Source organism: Rhizobium sp. N122, assembly GCF_002211295.1.
In the GTDB taxonomy this organism is placed as follows: Bacteria; Pseudomonadota; Alphaproteobacteria; order Rhizobiales; family Rhizobiaceae; genus Rhizobium.
The window spans coordinates 117686-136393 of record NZ_LOKU01000005.1 but is presented as its reverse complement, the minus strand read 5'-3'; the positions used below and the strand labels follow the sequence as shown (position 1 = coordinate 136393).

Here is an 18708-nt window from a genome sequence, read left to right as displayed (position 1 = left end):
AGGAATGCCTACTACATGAAGAGTTCGATCGTTGAAAGCCGGCAATCCTGGTTTATGCGCAATCGCATGACGGTTCTGACGGTCGTTATCGTCGCAGCCTATGCCCTCTTCATCCAATGGTTCTGGGGTTGGCCCGTCATTATCCGCCAGTGGGCCGAGGTCGGCGCCGGGCCTGTGATCGGCGCGCTGGTGCTGTTGACGAGCACCTATTTCCTGCGCACCTGGCGCATCTATGACTATTTTCCGAAGGAGACGGCCGGCCGCTTCGCCGTCCTCTTTCGTGTCACGCAGATCCACAATCTATTGAACATCATGCTGCCCTTCCGCACCGGCGAGACCAGCTTTCCCCTGCTGATGCGCACGGAGTTCGGCATCCCGCTGACGCGCGGAACCTCGGCACTCCTCGTTATGCGGCTGCTCGACCTGCACGCGCTCATTGCCGCTGCCGGCATCGGTTTTGCGGTCGCGGCCGCCGATCCGATTGTTGCCTGGTCACTCTGGGCAGGCTTTCTGCTGCTGCCGGTCGCAGCTTTCGCCGCCCGCAAGCCGCTGCTGCGCCTCGCCGCCAGGCTGCTGCCGGAAAAGGCGCAGAAATTCGTCGTCGAGATCGAAAACGGGTTGCCGCTTAATGCCATCGCCTTTGCCCGCGCCTGGGCGATGACTATCGTCAACTGGCTGGTGAAGGTGATGGTGCTAGCCTGGGCGCTCGGCCTGATGGGCGTGCTGCCGATGGCGGCAAGCTTCGGCGGTGCGCTCGGCGGCGAGCTCTCTTCCGTGCTGCCGGTCCATGCGCCGGGCGGCGTCGGCACCTATCCGGCCGGCATCACCGCCGGCGCCATTGCTCTCGGGGCTTCGAGCGAGCGGCTGGCGCTGGCCGCGCTGGCGCAGGCGAGCGTCAATGCCCACCTGCTGATCATCGTCTCGGCGCTGACCGGCACGGCGATCTCACTGCCGCTCGGGCGTCGCGGCAAGCTCTGAAATCCGTTTTCTCAAGAATGCCTGCTCCGGCTCCTGCCGGCAGAGCGACAGCGCCGTTTCATAGGCGGCGATCGCCTCATGCTTCCGGCCGAGACGGCGCAGCAAATCGGCGCGCGCCGAATGGGCAAGGTGATAGGCCGTGAGCTCCCCGCGTCCGAGAATGGCATCGATCAGTTCCAGCCCCTTCGCCGGCCCTTCCGCCATCGCGACCGCCACGGCGCGGTTGAGTTCGACGATTGGCGAGGGCTGGGCCGCCAGAAGCAGGTCGTAATAGAAAGTAATCCGCCTCCAGTCGGTTTCCTCGGCGGTCGACACGTTCGCATGTTCGGCGGCGATCGCCGCCTGCACCGTATAGGTGCCGATCTCTCCTGTCCGCATCGCCTCGGCAAGCAGTGCCAGGCCCTCCGAAATCTTGGCGCTGTCCCAGAGCGAGCGGTTCTGATCGGCAAGCAGCACCAGCGCTCCCTCCTTGCCGCTGCGGGCGCTGCGGCGGGAATCCTGCCGCAGCATCAGTGCCAGCAGGCCTGAGACGTCGGGATGCGGCAGCAGCGCCAGGAGCAGCCGCGCCAGACGTATCGCCTCCGCGCTCAGGTCGGCGCGGACCACGTCCTCCCCCGAAGAGGCCGAATAACCTTCATTGAAGACGAGGTAGATCACCTGCAGCACACGGTCGAGCCGCTGAGGCAGCGCCTCGCGGTCGGGCACCTCGTAGGGGATTTTTTCCGCCCGGATCCGGCCTTTGGCACGCACGATCCGCTGGGCGACCGTCGGTGCCGGCACGAGGAAGGCATGGGCGATTTCTTCGGTGGTCAGCCCGCAGATTTCCCGAAGCGCCATCGCCATCTGCGCATCTGCTGCAATGGCGGGATGGCAGCAGGTGAAGATCAGCCGCAGCATGTCGTCTTCGATCGGTTCCATCTCGCTGATGTCAGTTGCATCGGGCGTGTAGAGGCTGTCTTCGATGTGCTGCTGCGAGGCATCGAAACGCGCCCGCCGCCGGATCGTGTCGATCGCCTTGAAACGGCCCGCCGAGACCAGCCAGGCGAAAGGGTTGCCGGGAACGCCGTCCGCCGGCCATGTCCGCGCGGCCGCGGCAAAGGCGTCGTGGAGCGCTTCCTCGGCCCGGTCGAAATCGCCGAGCAAGCGGATCAGCGTCGCCAGCACCCGGCGCGACTGTGTCCGGTAGATGTCCTCGATCATTTTTTCCAAAGGGGCACCTCAATCCGGCAGGGTCAGCATCCGCACCGGCCGGAGCTCCACCGCGCCGAAACGCGCCGAAGGGTTCCGGCCGGCAATCTCCTTTGCCATCGCCATGTCAGGCGCCTCGATGACGTAGAAGCCGGCCAGATGCTCCTTGGTCTCGACATAGGGACCATCGGTGACCGACAGGATATTGTCTCGAACCCGCAGTACCGTCGCCTTGTCGGGCATCTCAAGCGCATCGGCATGGACCAAGATGGCGTCGCGGCGCAGCTCCTCATCGAAGGCGAAATGCGCTTTGATAAGGTCGTCGGTCTCATCAGGTGTCAGCCTGCCGTCGGTGTCGGCGCTGTTATAGATCAGGCAGATGTAGCGCATGACTATTTCCCATCCTGGATGGCATAAGTCGGGCGCACTTCGATCGAGCAATATCTGAGGATTGGAAAACTGGAGACGATGGTCTTCGCCTCGTCGATATTCGCGGCTTCGATCAGCACGAAACCACCGAGATGTTCTTTTATTTCGGCAAACGGACCATCCGTCGTGGAGGCCTCGCCGTTGCGCAGGCGGACGGTGATCGCGGTGGATGGTTCATGCAAGGCGAGCGCCACCAGCAGATGGCCGCTCTCGCGCCAGCGATTGTCGCTGACAATGCACTCCTGCGTGAGCGCATCCCATTCGGTCTGAGGGACCAGCTTGCTTTTCTCCGTGTCGAACCAGATTTGGCATAGAAACTTCATCGGTACCTCCTCATCAAGCTGTGAATTCGTGTATGGGCCGCACCTCGATTGCGCCGAGCTTGGCAAGCGGGATGCCGGCGGCGATGCGGATCGCATCGTTGAGGTCCTTGGCCTCGACCAGGATGAAGCCGCCGAGCGCCTCCTTGGTCTCGATGAAGGGACCATCCGTTACCGACAGCTCGCCGCTACGCACCCGGACCGTCACCGCCGATGTCGGCGGCTGTAACGCCTCGGCGACGATCATATTCCCGCTTTCGGCGAGGTCCTTGTCGTAATTCAGCGAATTCGCACCGAGTTCGGTCTTTTGCTCTTTCGTCATGGCGCTGAGCATCGCGCCGTCGAACCACACCTGACAGAGATATTTCATCGCGAACGCTCTCCTTGCCTCTTTCCATAACCCTGGACGATCGAGCTTCGCGCATTTCGACATCGCGCCCCAAAAAAACTTTTTGGCGGGTCGGCTGTCGAAACGGCAAGGCAGCACTCAACAAGGCTTCACTGAAACCTGTCGAGGAGAACTGAAATGAGCATTCTTGAAATCGCGCTGGCAAGCCAGATTTGGGCACGCCGTCATGAGAAGCGCGCGCCGGCGTTCCTCGAAAGCGATGGGCTGAAGATTCTTCAGCGCACCGCCTTCGCTTTCCTCGCCTTCACCCTGCTGATAGCAGGGCTGAATCTTGCCGCCGGCACGCCGCAAACGCTTGCGGATGGCTCGGCGTCTGCCGTGACAAGCAGATGAGGAAACGGCCTATTGGAAGGCCGTTTCGAAGAAGCTGCGCAGTTTGCGCGAATGCAGCGCTTCCTTCGGCATGGCGGCCAGCTTCTGCACGGCGCGAATGCCGATCTGAAGATGCTGGTTGACCTGCGTGCGGTAGAAGGCCGTCGCCATGCCCGGCAGTTTCAATTCGCCGTGCAGCGGCTTGTCGGAGACGCAGAGCAGCGTGCCGTAGGGCACGCGGAAGCGGAAGCCGTTGGCGGCGATCGTCGCCGATTCCATGTCGAGCGCGATGGCGCGCGCCTGGGAGAGCCGCTTTACCGGTCCGCGCTGATCGCGCAGTTCCCAGTTGCGGTTGTCGATCGTGCCGACCGTGCCGGTGCGCATGATGCGCTTCAGCTCGAAACCCTCGTAGCCGGTGATTTCGGCAACGGCTGCCTCCAGCGCCACCTGCACTTCGGCGAGCGCCGGGATCGGCACCCAGACCGGCAGGTCGTCGTCAAGCACATGATCCTCGCGCATATAGGCATGGGCGAGCACATAATCGCCGAGCCGCTGGCTGTTGCGCAGACCGGCGCAGTGGCCGAGCATCAGCCAGGCATGCGGGCGTAGCACCGCGACGTGGTCGGTGATCGTCTTGGCGTTGGAGGGACCGACGCCGATATTGATCATGGTGATCCCGGCATGGCCCTTCTTCTTCAGATGGTAGGCCGGCATCTGCGGCAGGCGGGTGAGCGCCGCATCGGTTTCCGGCACGGTCGAGCCGGGCAGGGTGACGATATTGCCGGGCTCGACGAAAGCGGTATAGCCGTCGCCGCCCTCCGCCATCAGCTTGCGCGCCCAGTTGCAGAATTCGTCGATATAGAACTGATAGTTCGTAAACAGCACGAAATTCTGGAAATGCTCGGCATGTGTCGCCGTATAATGCGACAGGCGGGCGAGCGAATAGTCGATGCGCTGCGCGGTGAATGGCGCAAGCGGCGAGGGCTCGCCCGGCGGCGGGATATATTCGCCGTTGGCGATCTCGTCATCGGTGGTGTTGAGGTCGGGCGTGTCGAAAATATCGCGCATCGGAATGTCGATGAAGGCATTGGTCGACGCTTCTACATGCGCACCCTCGCCGAAGGCGAAGTGCAAGGGGATCGGCGTCGTCGATTCCGAGACGATGACCGGCACATTGTGGCTCTTCACCAACAGCGCCAGTTGCTCCTTCAAGTAATGCTTGAAAAGCTTCGGCCGGGTGACCGTCGTCGTATAGATGCCCGGCGCCGTCACGTGACCGTAGGAAAGCCGTGAATCGACATGGCCGAAGCTTGTCGTCTCGATGCTGACCTGCGGATAGAAAGCCCGGTAGCGCGACGAGATCGGAGCGCCCTGCGCAAGCTCGGTAAAGCTCTTGATCAGGAACGCCGTATTGCGCTCGTAAAGCGCCGTCAGCGCTTCCACGGCCTTGGCCGGATCATCAAAGCTCTGAGGCTGGAAAGGGGGCGGCGAGGAAATGTCGAGCGGCGGCAAAGGGGAGATTCGTTTGTTCATGACGCATTATAGAGAGTTGTTTTTGACAAGCAAACGACGCGCGCCGGCGAATTCCGATTATTTTATCCACTTTAGTGTCGGATGCCGCTCACTGCACCGATGGCGCGCAGAAGGTGCCGTTTCGCTCCAGGCAGGTATAGCTCGCGCCGAAATGCGACTGTGCGCCACCGCCGCCATTATGCACCACCACCGCCGAAAACGTGATCGCGAAGATCGCCGCAAACAGCGTGATGATGCTGAACCGTTTTGCCAGAATGTACATGTCCATCGCCGTTCCCCCGATACGCAACTCTATCGTGACAAGAGTTTTGCCATGGCGCGGCTGAATGAGTGCTGAGATACCGGTTCATCCAGCGTTCAGCTTGTGAGGCAGGCTCGGGCAGGGAGTGGGAGAGAGTTTACAGGGGGGCGCCAGGCCGCGCTCAACGCGTTCGGCTTTGTCCGATCGTCCAGGCGAAGGGGCAGAAAGGCCGCGGGGATGCCGGTGCATCGGCATGTCCCGCGTTTGATGATCGTTGTCCGGCTGCCCTGCGGGCTCAGAGCCGCGTCCAGGTCTGTGACTTGCAGAGCACTTTCATCACGCAGCCCTGCATCCTCAGCGAATTGCCGGAAATCTTGCCCGAGCCGCTATAAGTCTTGTCGGCGGCCGGGTCGGTGATCTCGCCGGCATAGCTGCCGCCGGTTCCCGCAAGCATGCCGATCTTCCGGCCCGCATATTTGCCGGTCTTCAGCGTCACGCAATAACTGCCGCCACAGGAGACGATCACTGCCGTATCGCCGGCCGCCGTCTTCCAACTGCCGACGATCGGCTCCTCAGCGTGGGCGATGCCTGCGATCATTGCGATGGCGCTGGCGAGAACGAAGCTGCGGATCATCTTTTCCTCCATGATGTCCTTGATCGGGCGCGAAATTAACTGACGCGAACGTAAAGGTAAATATGCGTGGTCATTTTCAGTGCTGGTGCATGTCGCCCGGAAGTGTGCAGCGGCTCCGGGATAACGACATGCATAAAAACAACAAGCTTTAGCGGCGGAAAAACTGCTGAGAAAAAACGCATGCGGCAGCCTTTGAAAATATCGGCTGCTGATTTCATGATGAACGATCCCTTTATTTCCAGATCTGAATCTTTCGTAAAATTCGAGCGAAAGTCCCTAAGCCGCAAGGCATCTGATGTTTAACAAAAACCCAAATTTACCAAGCATTTGCACTTTGTTTGTCTAGAATTAATCATGCATTTTAGGCGTTTTTTGAAAGCCGTTCGGCATAGTGAAGCCATCAAACGAGCGGGGCAAACCCGCCGGACCGCAAGGGCCGCAAGCCGCGATAGACGGCAAGGCCCGGAGGTAAAACAGGGTAAGTCATAAACAGGCTAACAGGGATAAAACCGATGGCACGCTTTGAAATGCACAATGCTGAAACGGCCACCATGGGTGGCGACAACAGCGCCGATGTCTTCTGTGAAATGGGTCTGATGTATGCGACCGGCCGCGGCTGCGAAGTCGATCTGGTCGCAGCCCACAAATGGCTGAACATCGCCGCAATCAAGGGCAACGACCGCGCCGCCGAGCTTCGTGCGGATGTGGCCGCCGCCATGGACAAGATGCAGATCGTGGCAGCGCTGCGCGCCGCCCGCGAGTGGATGACGGTCCACTGAGACCGTCTCCGAGCGATCGACACAAGCAGCAATAACAACCTCGGAAAGAGGGACTGGCGGGCACTTTGACAGGCCCGACGCCAGGAGAAGGGAACCGCGGCCGGATACCTCCACCGGGCGCGGTTCTTGCTGTTTTATATGAAAGAGTGAGAGCATGCCGTCATGCTCGTTCAGCCGATCTGCTTCAGCACCTGCGGCAGTGCGTTTTCGAAAAGCGCCATATCCGCCTCCGGCGCGACGCTGACCCGAATGCAGCGATTGAGCGGCGCCACGCCGGGCATGCGGATGAAGACCCCGCGTTCCATCAACCCGTCGACGATCGCCCGCGCATGGGTGCCGTCGCGGCCGGTATCGATCGCCACGAAATTCGTCGCGGAGGGCAGGGGCTCAAGGCCGTTTGCCCGCGCGATACCGCCGATGCGCTCCCGGGCTGAATGGATGTTGCCCACCACTTCGGCGAGATAGGCCTGATCTTTGAGGGCGGCGAGCGCTGCCGCCGTCGCCAGCCGGTTCATGCCGAAATGATTGCGGATCTTGTCGAAAGCTTCAGCAGTGCCGGCCGTCGAGATCACGTAGCCGGTGCGAGAGCCGGCCAGTCCGTAGGCCTTGGAGAAGGTGCGGGTGCGAACGATATTCGGCATATCGATCAGCGAGGCGATCGACGGCAGCGACCCCGCCGGTCCGGTTTCACTATAGGCCTCGTCGAGCACCATCATCGTCGTCTCGGGCAGCGCCCGGGCGAAAGCGACGATCCTGTCGGCATCCCACCAGCTTCCCATCGGATTGTCGGGATTGGCGAAATAGACGAGCGGCGCATTCTCGCGCTTCACGGCATCGAGCAACCCGTCGAGATCCTCGCGGTCGTTGGCGTAGGGAACGGTCACCAGCCGGCCGCCGAAGCCGGCGACATGGAAATTAAAGGTCGGATAGGCGCCGAGCGAGGTCACGACCGGCGCGCCGGGCTCGATCACCAGCCGAACGATCTGGCCGAGCAATTCGTCGATGCCGCTGCCGATGGCGATGTTGGCGGGGGAAATGCCGAGATGGGCGGCAAGCGCTTGCCGGAGCGCGAAATTCTCCGGGTCATTGTATTTCCAGATATTGCCGGCCTCCTCGCGCATCGCTGCAAACACCGAAGGGGCGGGGCCGAAGCCGTTCTCATTGGCGCCGATGCGTGCCGTAACGACTAACCCGCGTTGGCGCTCGATCGCCTCGGGACCGACGAAAGGAACTGTGGAGGGCAAGGCGCCGGCAAGAGGCGTGAAGCGCGAAAAGGCGGACATGCGAAGGCGGTTTCCCGGATATATTGACGATCGGCGCAACAATAGGCCCGGGCACCGCCGACGCAAGCAAGATATTTCTGCAACCAGATGGCTGTCGGGCTATTCACGCACGGAAGATCGGTCCCCGCCGGGCGGCGATTGCTTCCATGTTGCCGACAAGGAAATCGGTGCGGACGACGCGGCGCAGAACCTCGGGGTCCATGATGTTGATGAACCGCACCCCGATACGTTCCTTGTGCCGGTAGACCTCGGCACAGCCGATCCGGTAGGCGAGGCCCAGAATGTTGAGATAATAATGTTTCGGCAGGCCGGCGGTGGTCGACACGATGAACGTGGCGCCGCCCTGGGAAATATCGATGATCTCGGCGCTGCGCATCGAGACGCCGGTGAGGCACGGCCGGACGGCGACGATACGAGCTGGCCGCTTGACGCTGAATTCTTCCCAGCGCAGGTCATAGACGGCGGACTTGACCGTGGCAAGGTGTGTGGCGCGGAGCATAGACATTCACATTCTCCGTCAGTCAGGACGCATTGGGGGTTGATCTCGAGCAACCTGATCTTGATTTTGAGCAAGCGTGGCTTGATCCCAACCAAGGTCACATGAATGTTTTGCGCATTCGTCAAACATAAAAGTACAATTCTAACGAGTTCGAACTTTGTTCCCAAGCGGGACGCCTCCATGTTCCTTATCGGGACGCAGGCGGCATGGGCGGTCAGCGCAATTTTTCCCGAACTCTTTCAATTGCCGGGCGTTCTGCCTTGATCGATGACGCACGGCGCGCTTCGAACGACGACGCGAGGAGTTGAAAATGACCGACGTTAAAATCCCTTGGGAATCATGGGTCGTAGTCTGCGATGGAGCCAAGGCTCTGATCATGCAGAACGCCGGCGATGCCCAGCTGATGAACCTGAAGGTGCAGGAAACCTTGACGCAGCCGAGCACGCCGGACCGCGAGATTGGTGCCGATAAACCCGGCCGGACACATGCGGCAGACGGCTTCAGCCGCAGCGCCGTCGAGGAGACCAGCTGGCAGGATCAGGCCGAAGCCGAGTTTCTGAAACAGGTGGCGGAAAAGCTCGACGAACTGGTGCAGGAAAAGAGTGCCCGTCGCATCGTCATCGTTGCACCGCCAAAGGCCCTCGGCACGTTGCGGCCGGCACTTCGCGCCGACACGCAGGCCGCGATCACCGCTGAGGTGGCGAAGGACTATACCAATATGCCCGTCGACGAAATCCAACGGCATCTCGCCGCCTGAACCATGGTTGGCGAAATGGCGAGGCCCCGGCGGGCAGGTGAGGGCCGTTTTCGCCGATCTCCACCTCTGTAAAACAATGGGATAGCGTGAAACGCGGGCCTTGCGGCCTGCGTTTTCATGTCACCCCGACGGCCTTTGCCCGGCAAACAGCGCTTCATGACCGGCAAACAGCGCCGCCAGGCGGTCGATGACGACCCTCACCTTGGGCCGCTGCCGCTCGTCGTCATGCGCAACGATCCACATCTCGTAGGTCAACTCGTCGATGAGAGGCCCGGCGCGGACGAGTTTGCGATCCTGATCGCCGATGAAACAGGGGAGGACGCCGCGGCCGGCGCCCCCGCGGATAAGGTGAAAAAGCATATGCGGCGTGTTCGTCCAGCTGGTGATCCAGTAATCCGGCTGTTCGAACGTCCATTTGTCCGCCGGCGTGACGGCGGTATCGGTGCCGAGCGAGATCCAGTTGCAGTTGGCCTCGTCATAGTCCGCCGCCTGGTAAGCCGCATGCGCCACCTTGACCGAGCGGCGGATTGCGACGTTGCCGCTGTCCGGCCGGCTGTGGCCAACGGCGATATGCGCCTCGCGGTAGGTGAAATCGACGCTGGCATCGCAGGTCTTGTAGCACATGCGAAAGCTGTCTTTCGGCGTCCAGACGCTGGCCAGATGATCTGCGATGAAGCGTGAGGTCCAGCTATCGGCGGCCGTGGAGACGATCGGCAGCGTCAACACCTCGCCGCGCCAGTCGGAGATCGCCCGCGCCGCATCCTGCATCAGTCGCACGCGGTCGAGCAGTTCCTGCCCATCCCTGGCGAGCAGATAACCGGTGGGGCCGCGGCTGAACAGCGATCGGCCCGTCACCCGTTCGAGCGCCAGCATGCGCCGGCCGATCGTCGGCGCGCTGAGCCCGGTGCGCGCCGCCGCTGCCGAAAGCCCGCCGCCGGTCGCGACATGGAAGAAAAGCTGCAGATCGTCCCAGCTCGCATCTTTCATGGATGAAAACCCCCTTTCCCCGGCGCCTCTACATCGCGGAGGCGTTAAGGCCTAGCTCAAGTGCTCCAGCCAATAGATGGAGGATGAAGCCATGCTTCTCAACTGGGTTGTTCTGTTCAGGGAACTTGAAAGCCGCAATCGCCGGATCCGCAACGATGCTTTTGCCGACCCGCTCGATCGGCCGGAGTGGCGCGGATTGCTCTGGATCGTTCCGATCCTTACGCGTCTGGCGGCAGGGTGGCACGTCGAGACAAGAGTGCCGCGCCGCGATGATTCACGGATCGCAAAAACCCTCAGCTTTCGAAGCTCAGCCGCAGCACGTGGTGCAGGAATTCCGGATTGAGCAGCATGTTGAAGCTGACCGTCACCGATTCGCCTGCGCGCTTGACCATGGTCGCGCCGATCTCGTCGTGGATGCCGAGGATTTCGAGGAAGAAATGGCTCGGCATTTCCAGGTTGGGGCTAACTTCGAGCAGTGCGCCGGCGAGCGTGATCGTGCGGATCAGGCAGCGCACTTGCGTTCCGGTGCTGAGGTGATGGCCGACGAAGATGATGTTGCCCGGCCTGTCGAGATTGAATTCCCTGTAAGCACGTTCCGGCTTGGGGTGTTCTGTGTCGAGGTGCATCTGAAAGGCCCTTTTAGCCTCCGCTTGTTCTACCACGGGATATTAGCTGAAGAATGCTGACGGTTGCTGAAGAACATCGCTAAGATTGAATATTTGGGGGAAAATCGCACCGATTTCATCCAGATTTGCCCCATATTTGCTCAATCCCCAGGGCGCATGCGTCATTCTTGACATGTCGGCGGCCTTCGCGCATACAAGGGCCGGTTCGAGGCACCGGCCGCTCGCGGATGAAAATCCATGGTGAAGTCCTCGCGAATCATGGTCACGGCCCTTGTGCATGCTGACTGGCGGCAATGCGAGCTCCCATCCACAGTCGAAGAGCATGCCTTGCGAAGGCTCACTCCATGACGACGACCTATCCTGCCATTGACGAATTGAAGGCCCAGGCCAGGCGCTTGCGCGAGGCAATGAACGATCGCGGTGCCCCGATGACCCACAGTGCGGCGCTCGAAATGATTGCCCGCCAGCACGGCGCACGCGACTGGAACACGCTGGCGGCGCTCGCGGCAAAAACTAGCGCGGCTGCGAAGACGCGGCTCTTCGTCGGCGCGCATGTTCGCGGCCGCTATCTCAATCAGCCGTTCACCGGCGAGATTCTGGCGCTGTCGGCCCTGCCGGGCGGCGATCTTCACCGGATCACCATCCATTTCGACGAGCCGGTGGATGTCGTGACCTTCGAGAGCTTTTCAGCCTTTCGCCGGCGTGTGAATGCACAGATCGATGCCGACGGCGTCTCGCCGAGGAAGACCTCGAACGGCGTCCCGCATCTGGTGCTCGATCTCTAGATTGCTTTGATCCCTTTTGAGGCTGCTCGGATCCGCATGATTTCAAGCGGATTGGGTTGCCCGCTAATCACACGGATCTCTCCATGACCGATCTTTCCGAAGGCAATGCCTTCCTCACCGGCTGGCTGCCGGCCGTCTTCATCAAGACGGCGGCGCCGATCGTCGCGATCACCACCGGCAATGGCCTGTTCACCGTCGTCGACGCTTTTTTCCTCGGCGCCTATGTCGGCCCCGACGCGCTCTCGGCAGTCAGTCTCATCTTCCCGGGGCTGATGCTGCTGATCGCTCTGCAATCGCTGGTCTCGAACGGCATGGCGAGCATCCTCGCCCGCCGGCTCGGCGCCGGCGATCGCCAGGACGCGGGCAGGGTATTCACAGGTGCCCATACACTGGCGCTGGCCGTCACTCTGATCCTCAACATCGTCTTCTGGTCCCTCGGCCGTCAGATCATCGACGCCGGTGCCGGCACGGCCGCCGTGGCCCGGGGCGCCATGCAGTTCATGGGCGCAATGATCGCCTTCGCGCCGGTGAGCTTCTTCCTGTCGCTGCATCTTGACGGTCTGCGCTGCGAGGGCAGGATCGGTTTCATGACGCTGGTGACGCTATCGGCCTCGCTGCTCAACATCCTCGCCAACTGGCTGTTCATGGCGGTGATGCATTGGGGCGTGCTCGGGTCGGCGGCCGGCTCCATCGCCTCGCAATTCGTCTGTCTGACCGCCGTGCTGACCTATCGCTTCCGCCGGCCGGCTGCACTCCGGCCTTATCGAGGATTCGCACCTGCCGAATGGCGCGGCATCGTCGCCTTCGGCGCGCCGATGAGCCTCGGCTTCATCGGCATATCGCTGGCATCCGCCGCCATTCTCGTCAACATCTCGCTCTGGAGCACCCATGATCGTGTCGCGACGGTCGCCGCCTACGGCATCATCACCCGGATCATGACCTTCGCCTATCTGCCGCTGCTTGGCCTCAGCATCGCCCTGCAGACCATTGCGGGCAACAATCACGGCGCCGGCCTCGGTCTTCGCGTCGGCCGCAGCCTGCAGATCGCCATGCTTTCGGCGCTCGTCTATTGCAGCCTGGTCGAGATCGCGGTCGAAGTTTTGGCAGGCCGCCTCGGCGCCGTCTTCGTCGCCGATCCCGCCATTGTCGCCGAGGTCAGGCGAATTCTGCCCTGGACGATCGCCGCCTATTTCCTCTTCGGGCAGATGCTGATCCTGTCGTCCTATTTCCAGTCGATTGGCGACGCGCCGCGCGCGGCGATCTTCGGCCTGTCGCGGCCTTATCTCTTCACCCTGCCGCTGACCTTTCTTCTGCCCCTCGTCTTCGGCGAGCGGGGGATTTGGATGGTGCCGGTCTTTGCCGAGGCAGGCATGTGCATCCTGGCTTTCCTGGTGTTGTCGCAAAACGCGAAGCGCCGCGGCTGGCATTACGGGCTTCTGCCCGCTTGAGATGGAAAGGCCGCGCTTCCTTGAACTGATCCCCGAAAGTTGGGTATCAGCCTTTGGCGGAGCGGGGCTTTTGCCGGGTTACGTCTATTCCTTGCCTGCCGAAGCGGCCGATGTCGCGGCTTCCGCTTCGTTCAGCGCCTCGGCGCATTCCTGGCAGCAGACCTCGACGGTCTTGCCGCCGAGCTTGACGGTGATGGTCTCCGCGCCGAGTTCACAGTCGCAGGCAGCGCATGTCGTCTTCTTCATAAGATGATCCTCCGGTTGATCGTCCCCGGATCGGGACAGGCTGATAAGATCATCGAAGGCCGCATCGCCGCTGTCGAAATCTTTAGCGATTCCTGTCGGTCTTACCTGCGCCGTAGTTGCGCCGCGCGCTGGAATTCCGCCGGCGTCTGCCCGAAGGCCTGCTTGAAGGAGGCGCTGAAATGGCTATGGCTGGAAAAGCCGAGGTCGAGGCCGAGCGCGGTCAGATCCTCATACTGGCCGAGCAGATCGAGCGCGCGGGCAAGCCTCAGCCGCAGCTGATAGCGGTAAAGCGGCGTCGCCTCGACCTGCTGGAAGACCTGGGTGAGATAAACAGGCGAGACGCCCACTTCGGAGGCGATCTCCGACAGTGTCCAGCGCCGTGCCAGATCGGAGGAAAGCACCAGCTTTGCCCGGTCGACGAGTTTCTGCCGGCCGGCGCTGGCGCCGGCCGCATGCGATGTGCGCTCGCCGAGCGAACGGCGCACCAGCGTCAGCGCCAAGGTTTCCGCCTCCAGCGTTTCGGCGACGTTGCGCCTGAGACCGTGACGTAGAAGAGCGACCAGCGCCTGCGCGCGCGGATCGATCCGCCGGCGCTGGCGGCGGAATGAAAGGGCCGGGCCTTGCTGCACCTGGTCCTTCGGCGCGAGCTCTTCGAGCAGAGATTCGTCGATCGCCAGATCGATGCAGGCGTCGCCACCCTCGATTGGATGACTGATCCGATAACCCTGACCGGCATTGAAGAACAGCATCTGATTGGCTTCGGCCACCGTATCGTTGCGGCCGACATGCCGCATGAAGACGCCGCGATAGGGATAGACGAGGCTCGTCTTGTGAGTGCATTCCTCATCGCTTCGGTGGCGGCACTCGCCATCGCAGATGATGTCGCGAATGGCGATGGTCTTCGTTTTCAGAAGCAATGCCGTTGAAACCTGCGACATCTCGATTTCCCGGTGGACAGGCCGCGGACGAGGCGACCCGGCCACAGTATCACAACTGATGCCTGTGTTCAGTAGCGACTATAGACGTGAACGTCACTTTCCGTCTGTCCCCTGGAAAGGCCGATATCCTTCAGCTGATCGTCGGAAAGTTCCATCAGCGCATTGCGGTTGCGCCGTTCGCCGATCTTGCGTGCCAGCCAGTGGACGGCCGTGATTGCCGCAGGCAACAGGCCGGGCCCGTGATGCGAAGGACGGCTGTTGCGGCTTGTTATGGTGATATTCGAGCTATGCATGGTGATCCTCCATCCTTGTTGGATGGAGGCAGTGAACCATCAGCGGCGGCTTGGCGCTGTCAGAATATTTAGCGATTCGGAGGTGCGCTTACTCTTTCAGCAGCCATTCGTGCTCGACGGCATTGTGGAATTTCCAGATCCGCTTCGGCCCGGCCATGACGTTGAGGTAATAGAGATCGTACCCGTGCGTTGCCGCGCAGGGATGGTAGCCCTTCGGCACCAGCGTCACGTCGCCGTCCTCGATCGCCATCGCTTCGTCGAGCGAGCGATCGTCGGTATAGACGCGCTGGAAACCAAAACCCTGCGGCGGGTTGAGGCGATGGTAATAGGTCTCTTCCAGGAAACTCTCGTTCGGCAAGTCGTCCCGGTCGTGTTTATGCGGCGGATAGGAGGAGGTATGGCCGCCGGGCGTGATCACCTCGACGACGAGCAGCGAATGTGCCGAGCTGTCGTCTTCAGGCATGATATTGTTGACGTAGCGGACATTCGTGCCCTTGCCGCGCGTGGCCTGTGGATGTGTGCCGGGGGGAATCGCCTTCGCCTCATAGGTGCCGCCGCCGGGCGCCGAGCAGACGGCGAGCTCGAGATCGGTCTCCGCCGTTACTGACCACGTCGATTCCATCGGGATATAGAGCGCATGTGGCGCGCCTTCGAACGGGCTCATACGGCCGCCGAGCATGCCGAAATCCCTGGTGCCGGCCGACGCCTGGCCCTTGCCGGTCACCCAGACGAGGCAGACTTCCCGATCGCCGGTCTCTCCCGAAACCGTCTCGCCCGGCTTCAAGCGATGCAGATCGAAGCCGACATAGGTCCAGCCGGCGCTTTCAGGCGTGACATGCGTGACGCGGCCATGCGTGCCGGATGGTTTGACCTTGAGGTTTGGCATTGGTGGTTCTCCTCGTACATTACAAAATCCCCGCCCCAAACCCCTCCCCACAAGGGGGAGGGGCTTAATCTGCGCCGCGGTCTCGCTCATGTTGCGACGTTCCTTTTGCAAGGTGGCGCTGTCTGGAGCAGGGCGGTGCCTCAAGTTAAGTCCCTCCCCCTTGTGGGGAGGGGTTGGGAAGGGGTTTTCTTTTCCGTTATCCCTTCGGGAAACCTTCGGTTTCCACCGTATAACCAGCCGCCGTCATCACGCGCATCAGTTCGGCATGTCCGATCTCGGCCATCTTCTGCGGCGGCGCCTTGCGCGGATCCTGCTCGGCTTCGACGACGAACCAGCCCTCATAGCCGTAGTCGGCGAACCGCTGGACGATGGCGCCGAAATCGAGCGAGCCGTCGCCCGGCACGGTGAAGGCGCCGAGTGCTACCGCATCGAGGAAGGACTGCCGGCTGCGATCGAGCCCGTCGACCACAGCTTTGCGGATGTCCTTGACGTGGACATGGTTGATGCGGGCATGATGATTATCGATGGCACGCAAGACGTCGCCGCCGGCAAAGGCAAGATGCCCGGCATCGAGCAGCAGCGGAATGCCTTCGCCCGAATTACGCATGAAGGCGTCGAGTTCCGGCTCGGTTTCGACCACGGCGGCCATATGGTGGTGATAGGAGAGCGGCATGCCCTGTTCGGCGCACCATTCCCCGAACTCGGTGACGCGCCGCGCATAGGCCTTCATCTCGTCGTCGGCAAGGCGCGGCTTGGTCGCGAGCGGCTTGGAGCGGTCGCCCTGGATCGAGCGGCCGACTTCGCCATAGACGATGCAGGGCGCATTGACCGCCTTGAACAGGTCGATCATCGGCGCGATGCGATCTTTATTGGCGGCAAGCTCCTCATTGACCAACGTGCCGGAGAACCAGCCGCCGCACAGCGTTACGTCGGCGGCGCGCAGAATGGGCAGCATCTCCTGCGGGTTGCTGGGGAAACGGCGGCCTTGCTCCATGCCGGTGAAACCGGCGCCGCGCGATTGCCGCAGGCATTCCTCCAGGGATACGTCGTCGCTGAGTTCGGGAAGGTCGTCGTTCCACCAGGCGATGGGCGACATGCCGAGTTTGGCCTTCATCAACATTCTCCTTAAAAGTAGTGCGGAGGAGCAGTTCCGCTCCTCCGAAAAATGACAGCAATCGAATCAGCCGATGCGCTGGGCCGCGCGCGCTTCGATATAGCCCTTGCGCGCCTGGTTGACTTCTTCGCGCGGGCTGACTTCGGGCACCGCGACATCCCACCAGTGGCCGCCGGCCTCCGTGGTAACAAGCGGGTCGGTGTCGATGAGGAAGACCGAGGTGCGGTCGTTTTTCTTCGAATCGGCGATTGCCTGCTCCAGCTCAGCAATGGACGAGACCTTGACGGCGATGGCGCCCATGCTTTCGGCATGTGCGCGGAAATCGATCTCCGGCATCACCTCGTGATAGGAGTCCTTGAGCAGATTGTTGAAGTTGGCGCCGCCGGTTCCCATCTGCAGCCGGTTGATGCAGCCATAACCGCGATTGTCGAGCACGACGATGTTGAGCTTGAGGCCGAGCATCACCGAGGTGGCGATCTCCGAATTCATCATCATGTACGAGCCGTCGCCGACCATGACGACGACCTCGCGTTCGGGATGCGCCATCTTGGCGCCGAGCCCGCCGGCGATCTCATAGCCCATGCAGGAAAAGCCGTATTCCATGTGATAGCTGCCCGGCGCCGTCGCCGGCCAGAGCTTGTGCAATTCGCCGGGCAGGCCGCCGGCGGCGCAAAGCACCGTCGTATTCTCGCCGCCGATCGTGCGCGCCACCGCGCCGATCACCTGGGCGTCGGAGGGCAGGGCGGCATTGGTCGTCGCCATGGCCTTTTCCGCGGCTTCCATCCAGACTTTCTTCTCGGCCGCGGCCTTGTCGGCGAGTGCTGCCGGCGCCGTCCAGCCGGAAAGCCCGGCTGAAAGCGCCTTCAGCCCTTCGCGGGCATCGGCCACAACAGGGTGGCTATCATGCTTCACCGCGTCATAGGCGGCGATATTGAGGCCGATCATCTTGAGGCTGTTGTTCTTGAACAGCGCCCAGGAGCCGGTGGTGAAATCCTGGCAGCGTGTGCCGACGGCGATGACGAGATCCGTCTCCTCAGCGATCGCATTCGCCGCGGACGTGCCGGTGACGCCGACCGAGCCGAGCGCCAGCGGATGGGTCTCGTTGATCGACGACTTGCCAGCCTGGGTGACGACGACGGGAATGGCGTGGGCCTCGGCAAAGGCGGCAAGCTCCTTCGTCGCCTGCGAATAAAGCACGCCGCCGCCGGCAACGATCACCGGCTTCTGCGAAGCTTTGATCAGTGCGATGGCATTGGCGAGTTCATCGGCATCCGGCTGCGGCCGGCGGATCGCCCAGACTTTTTCTTCAAACAGGCTTTCCGGATAATCATAGGCCTCAGCCTGAACGTCCTGGCAGAGCGACAAGGTCACCGGACCGCAATCCAAGGGATCGGTCAGCACCTGCATGGCGCGCTTCAGCGCCGAAATGATCTGTTCCGGCCGAGTGATGCGGTCGAAATAGCGCGAAACCGGACGGAAGGCGTCATTGGCCGATACCGTGCCGTCGCCGAAATCCTCGATCTGCTGCAGCACCGGATCGGGCGCGCGGTTGGCGAAGACGTCGCCCGGCAGGAAAAGAACGGGAATGCGGTTGACATGCGCCACGCCTGCGGCGGTCACCATGTTCAGCGCACCGGGGCCGATCGAGGTGGTGCAGGCCATGAAACGCGTGCGGAAATTCGCCTTGGCATAGGCGATCGCGGCATGCGCCATGCCCTGTTCGTTATGGGCGCGATAGGTCGTCAGTTCGCCACGCACCTGATAGAGCGCCTCGCCGATGCCGGCGACGTTGCCGTGACCGAAGATCGCCCAGACGCCGCCGAAGATCGGCACTTTCCTGCCGTCGACCATCGTCTTCTGCTTTTTGAGGAAATGTGCGACGGCCTGCGCCATCGTCAACCGAATCGTCTTGCCCATCGGGGCCTCCCGGAGTTTTGACTCTCTGTCTGTTTTCCCTCCCCAACCCCTCCCCACAAGGGGCAGGGGCTAACCCGTTCTGCTCTTTCCATTCACACCACGAGGT

At 61.9% G+C, this 18708-nt stretch carries 25 protein-coding genes; 7 read left to right on the top strand and 18 right to left on the bottom strand.

The window, feature by feature from the left end; translation table 11 throughout:
- The first annotated feature begins 15 nt into the window (after positions 1-15).
- Positions 16-978, top strand: a complete 963-nt coding sequence (locus tag ATY75_RS05545) for a lysylphosphatidylglycerol synthase domain-containing protein (RefSeq protein WP_088936748.1) — start codon at positions 16-18, stop codon at positions 976-978.
- Here ATY75_RS05545 and ATY75_RS05540 read toward each other — a convergent pair.
- Genes ATY75_RS05540 through ATY75_RS05525 form a run of 4 tightly spaced genes read right to left on the bottom strand, consistent with a single transcriptional unit; the run spans position 946 to position 3285 of the window.
- Entirely contained in the window at positions 946-2187 is a 1242-nt protein-coding gene (locus ATY75_RS05540) for an RNA polymerase sigma factor (RefSeq protein ID WP_088936747.1), read from the bottom strand. The two genes, ATY75_RS05545 and ATY75_RS05540, sit on opposite strands and share 33 nt — an antisense overlap.
- Positions 2188-2196: 9 nt before the next feature.
- A complete protein-coding gene (locus tag ATY75_RS05535; RefSeq protein WP_088936746.1) occupies positions 2197-2556 on the bottom strand; it encodes a YciI family protein in 360 nt (119 codons plus the stop codon).
- Between the two features lie 2 nt (positions 2557-2558).
- Complete coding sequence (locus tag ATY75_RS05530) at positions 2559-2918, bottom strand: YciI family protein (RefSeq protein WP_088936745.1); 360 nt, start codon at positions 2916-2918, stop codon at positions 2559-2561.
- 13 nt (positions 2919-2931) lie between these two features.
- The gene (locus ATY75_RS05525) at positions 2932-3285 is read right to left on the bottom strand and encodes a YciI family protein (protein ID WP_064837818.1); all 354 of its coding nucleotides are present in this window, start codon (positions 3283-3285) and stop codon (positions 2932-2934) included.
- Between the two features lie 156 nt (positions 3286-3441).
- Here ATY75_RS05525 and ATY75_RS05520 point away from each other — a divergent pair, with 156 nt between their 5' ends.
- A complete protein-coding gene (locus ATY75_RS05520) occupies positions 3442-3657 on the top strand; it encodes a hypothetical protein (RefSeq protein ID WP_064837820.1) in 216 nt (71 codons plus the stop codon).
- A gap of 9 nt (positions 3658-3666) precedes the next feature.
- Here the strand turns inward: ATY75_RS05520 and ATY75_RS05515 are convergent, their stop codons facing one another.
- The 4 genes from ATY75_RS05515 to ATY75_RS33775 all read right to left on the bottom strand — a co-directional run bounded on the left by ATY75_RS05515 (position 3667) and on the right by ATY75_RS33775 (position 6262).
- Positions 3667-5169: an AMP nucleosidase gene (locus ATY75_RS05515; protein ID WP_088936744.1), complete on the bottom strand. Its 1503-nt coding sequence runs from the start codon at positions 5167-5169 to the stop codon at positions 3667-3669.
- An 88-nt stretch (positions 5170-5257) separates the two neighbouring features.
- Complete coding sequence (locus ATY75_RS05510; protein WP_049733843.1) at positions 5258-5437, bottom strand: hypothetical protein; 180 nt, start codon at positions 5435-5437, stop codon at positions 5258-5260.
- 268 nt (positions 5438-5705) lie between these two features.
- Complete coding sequence (locus ATY75_RS05505; protein ID WP_088936743.1) at positions 5706-6044, bottom strand: DUF2147 domain-containing protein; 339 nt, start codon at positions 6042-6044, stop codon at positions 5706-5708.
- A gap of 35 nt (positions 6045-6079) precedes the next feature.
- A complete protein-coding gene (locus ATY75_RS33775) occupies positions 6080-6262 on the bottom strand; it encodes a hypothetical protein (RefSeq protein ID WP_143535265.1) in 183 nt (60 codons plus the stop codon).
- A gap of 294 nt (positions 6263-6556) precedes the next feature.
- Here ATY75_RS33775 and ATY75_RS05500 point away from each other — a divergent pair, with 294 nt between their 5' ends.
- Entirely contained in the window at positions 6557-6823 is a 267-nt protein-coding gene (locus ATY75_RS05500; RefSeq protein ID WP_003569238.1) for a sel1 repeat family protein, read from the top strand.
- Between the two features lie 170 nt (positions 6824-6993).
- Here ATY75_RS05500 and ATY75_RS05495 read toward each other — a convergent pair whose 3' ends face one another.
- Both ATY75_RS05495 and ATY75_RS05490 read right to left on the bottom strand, forming a co-directional pair.
- Positions 6994-8106, bottom strand: a complete 1113-nt coding sequence (locus tag ATY75_RS05495; RefSeq protein WP_088936742.1) for a pyridoxal phosphate-dependent aminotransferase — start codon at positions 8104-8106, stop codon at positions 6994-6996.
- Between the two features lie 103 nt (positions 8107-8209).
- Entirely contained in the window at positions 8210-8611 is a 402-nt protein-coding gene (locus ATY75_RS05490) for a hypothetical protein (protein ID WP_064837827.1), read from the bottom strand.
- A 304-nt stretch (positions 8612-8915) separates the two neighbouring features.
- Between ATY75_RS05490 and ATY75_RS05485 the strand changes: the two genes are divergently transcribed.
- A complete protein-coding gene (locus tag ATY75_RS05485) occupies positions 8916-9362 on the top strand; it encodes a host attachment family protein (protein ID WP_064837830.1) in 447 nt (148 codons plus the stop codon).
- Between the two features lie 120 nt (positions 9363-9482).
- On the opposite strand, the gene ATY75_RS05480 is transcribed toward ATY75_RS05485, so the two are convergent.
- A complete protein-coding gene (locus tag ATY75_RS05480; RefSeq protein WP_088936741.1) occupies positions 9483-10349 on the bottom strand; it encodes a LysR family transcriptional regulator in 867 nt (288 codons plus the stop codon).
- A gap of 91 nt (positions 10350-10440) precedes the next feature.
- On the opposite strand from ATY75_RS05480, the gene ATY75_RS34990 reads away from it, so the two are divergent.
- Positions 10441-10692, top strand: coding sequence for a hypothetical protein (locus ATY75_RS34990; protein ID WP_088936785.1), 252 nt, complete (start codon positions 10441-10443; stop codon positions 10690-10692).
- Here the strand turns inward: ATY75_RS34990 and ATY75_RS05470 are convergent.
- A complete protein-coding gene (locus ATY75_RS05470; protein ID WP_064837834.1) occupies positions 10643-10975 on the bottom strand; it encodes a hypothetical protein in 333 nt (110 codons plus the stop codon). The genes ATY75_RS34990 and ATY75_RS05470 overlap by 50 nt on opposite strands.
- 344 nt (positions 10976-11319) lie before the next feature.
- Here ATY75_RS05470 and ATY75_RS05465 point away from each other — a divergent pair, with 344 nt between their 5' ends.
- Together ATY75_RS05465 and ATY75_RS05460 are read left to right on the top strand one after the other, a co-directional pair.
- Positions 11320-11760 (top strand): glyoxalase superfamily protein, encoded by a 441-nt coding sequence (locus tag ATY75_RS05465; RefSeq protein WP_088936740.1) that lies wholly within the window; start codon positions 11320-11322, stop codon positions 11758-11760.
- A gap of 83 nt (positions 11761-11843) precedes the next feature.
- On the top strand, positions 11844-13208 hold the full coding sequence (locus ATY75_RS05460; protein WP_088936739.1) for an MATE family efflux transporter: 1365 nt from the start codon (positions 11844-11846) through the stop codon (positions 13206-13208).
- Positions 13209-13292: 84 nt separating this feature from the next.
- On the opposite strand, the gene ATY75_RS34500 is transcribed toward ATY75_RS05460, so the two are convergent.
- The 6 genes from ATY75_RS34500 to iolD form a co-directional block, all read right to left on the bottom strand.
- Positions 13293-13454 (bottom strand): hypothetical protein, encoded by a 162-nt coding sequence (locus tag ATY75_RS34500; protein ID WP_003587616.1) that lies wholly within the window; start codon positions 13452-13454, stop codon positions 13293-13295.
- Positions 13455-13555: 101 nt separating this feature from the next.
- Entirely contained in the window at positions 13556-14392 is an 837-nt protein-coding gene (locus ATY75_RS05455; protein WP_064837841.1) for a helix-turn-helix domain-containing protein, read from the bottom strand.
- Between the two features lie 68 nt (positions 14393-14460).
- The gene (locus ATY75_RS05450; protein WP_088936738.1) at positions 14461-14685 is read right to left on the bottom strand and encodes a DUF1127 domain-containing protein; all 225 of its coding nucleotides are present in this window, start codon (positions 14683-14685) and stop codon (positions 14461-14463) included.
- An 88-nt stretch (positions 14686-14773) separates the two neighbouring features.
- Positions 14774-15571, bottom strand: coding sequence for a 5-deoxy-glucuronate isomerase (gene iolB, locus ATY75_RS05445; RefSeq protein ID WP_088936737.1), 798 nt, complete (start codon positions 15569-15571; stop codon positions 14774-14776).
- Between the two features lie 196 nt (positions 15572-15767).
- Positions 15768-16685 (bottom strand): myo-inosose-2 dehydratase, encoded by a 918-nt coding sequence (iolE, locus tag ATY75_RS05440; protein ID WP_088936736.1) that lies wholly within the window; start codon positions 16683-16685, stop codon positions 15768-15770.
- A gap of 66 nt (positions 16686-16751) precedes the next feature.
- Positions 16752-18602: a 3D-(3,5/4)-trihydroxycyclohexane-1,2-dione acylhydrolase (decyclizing) gene (gene iolD / locus ATY75_RS05435; protein WP_088936735.1), complete on the bottom strand. Its 1851-nt coding sequence runs from the start codon at positions 18600-18602 to the stop codon at positions 16752-16754.
- Positions 18603-18708 lie beyond the last annotated feature (106 nt).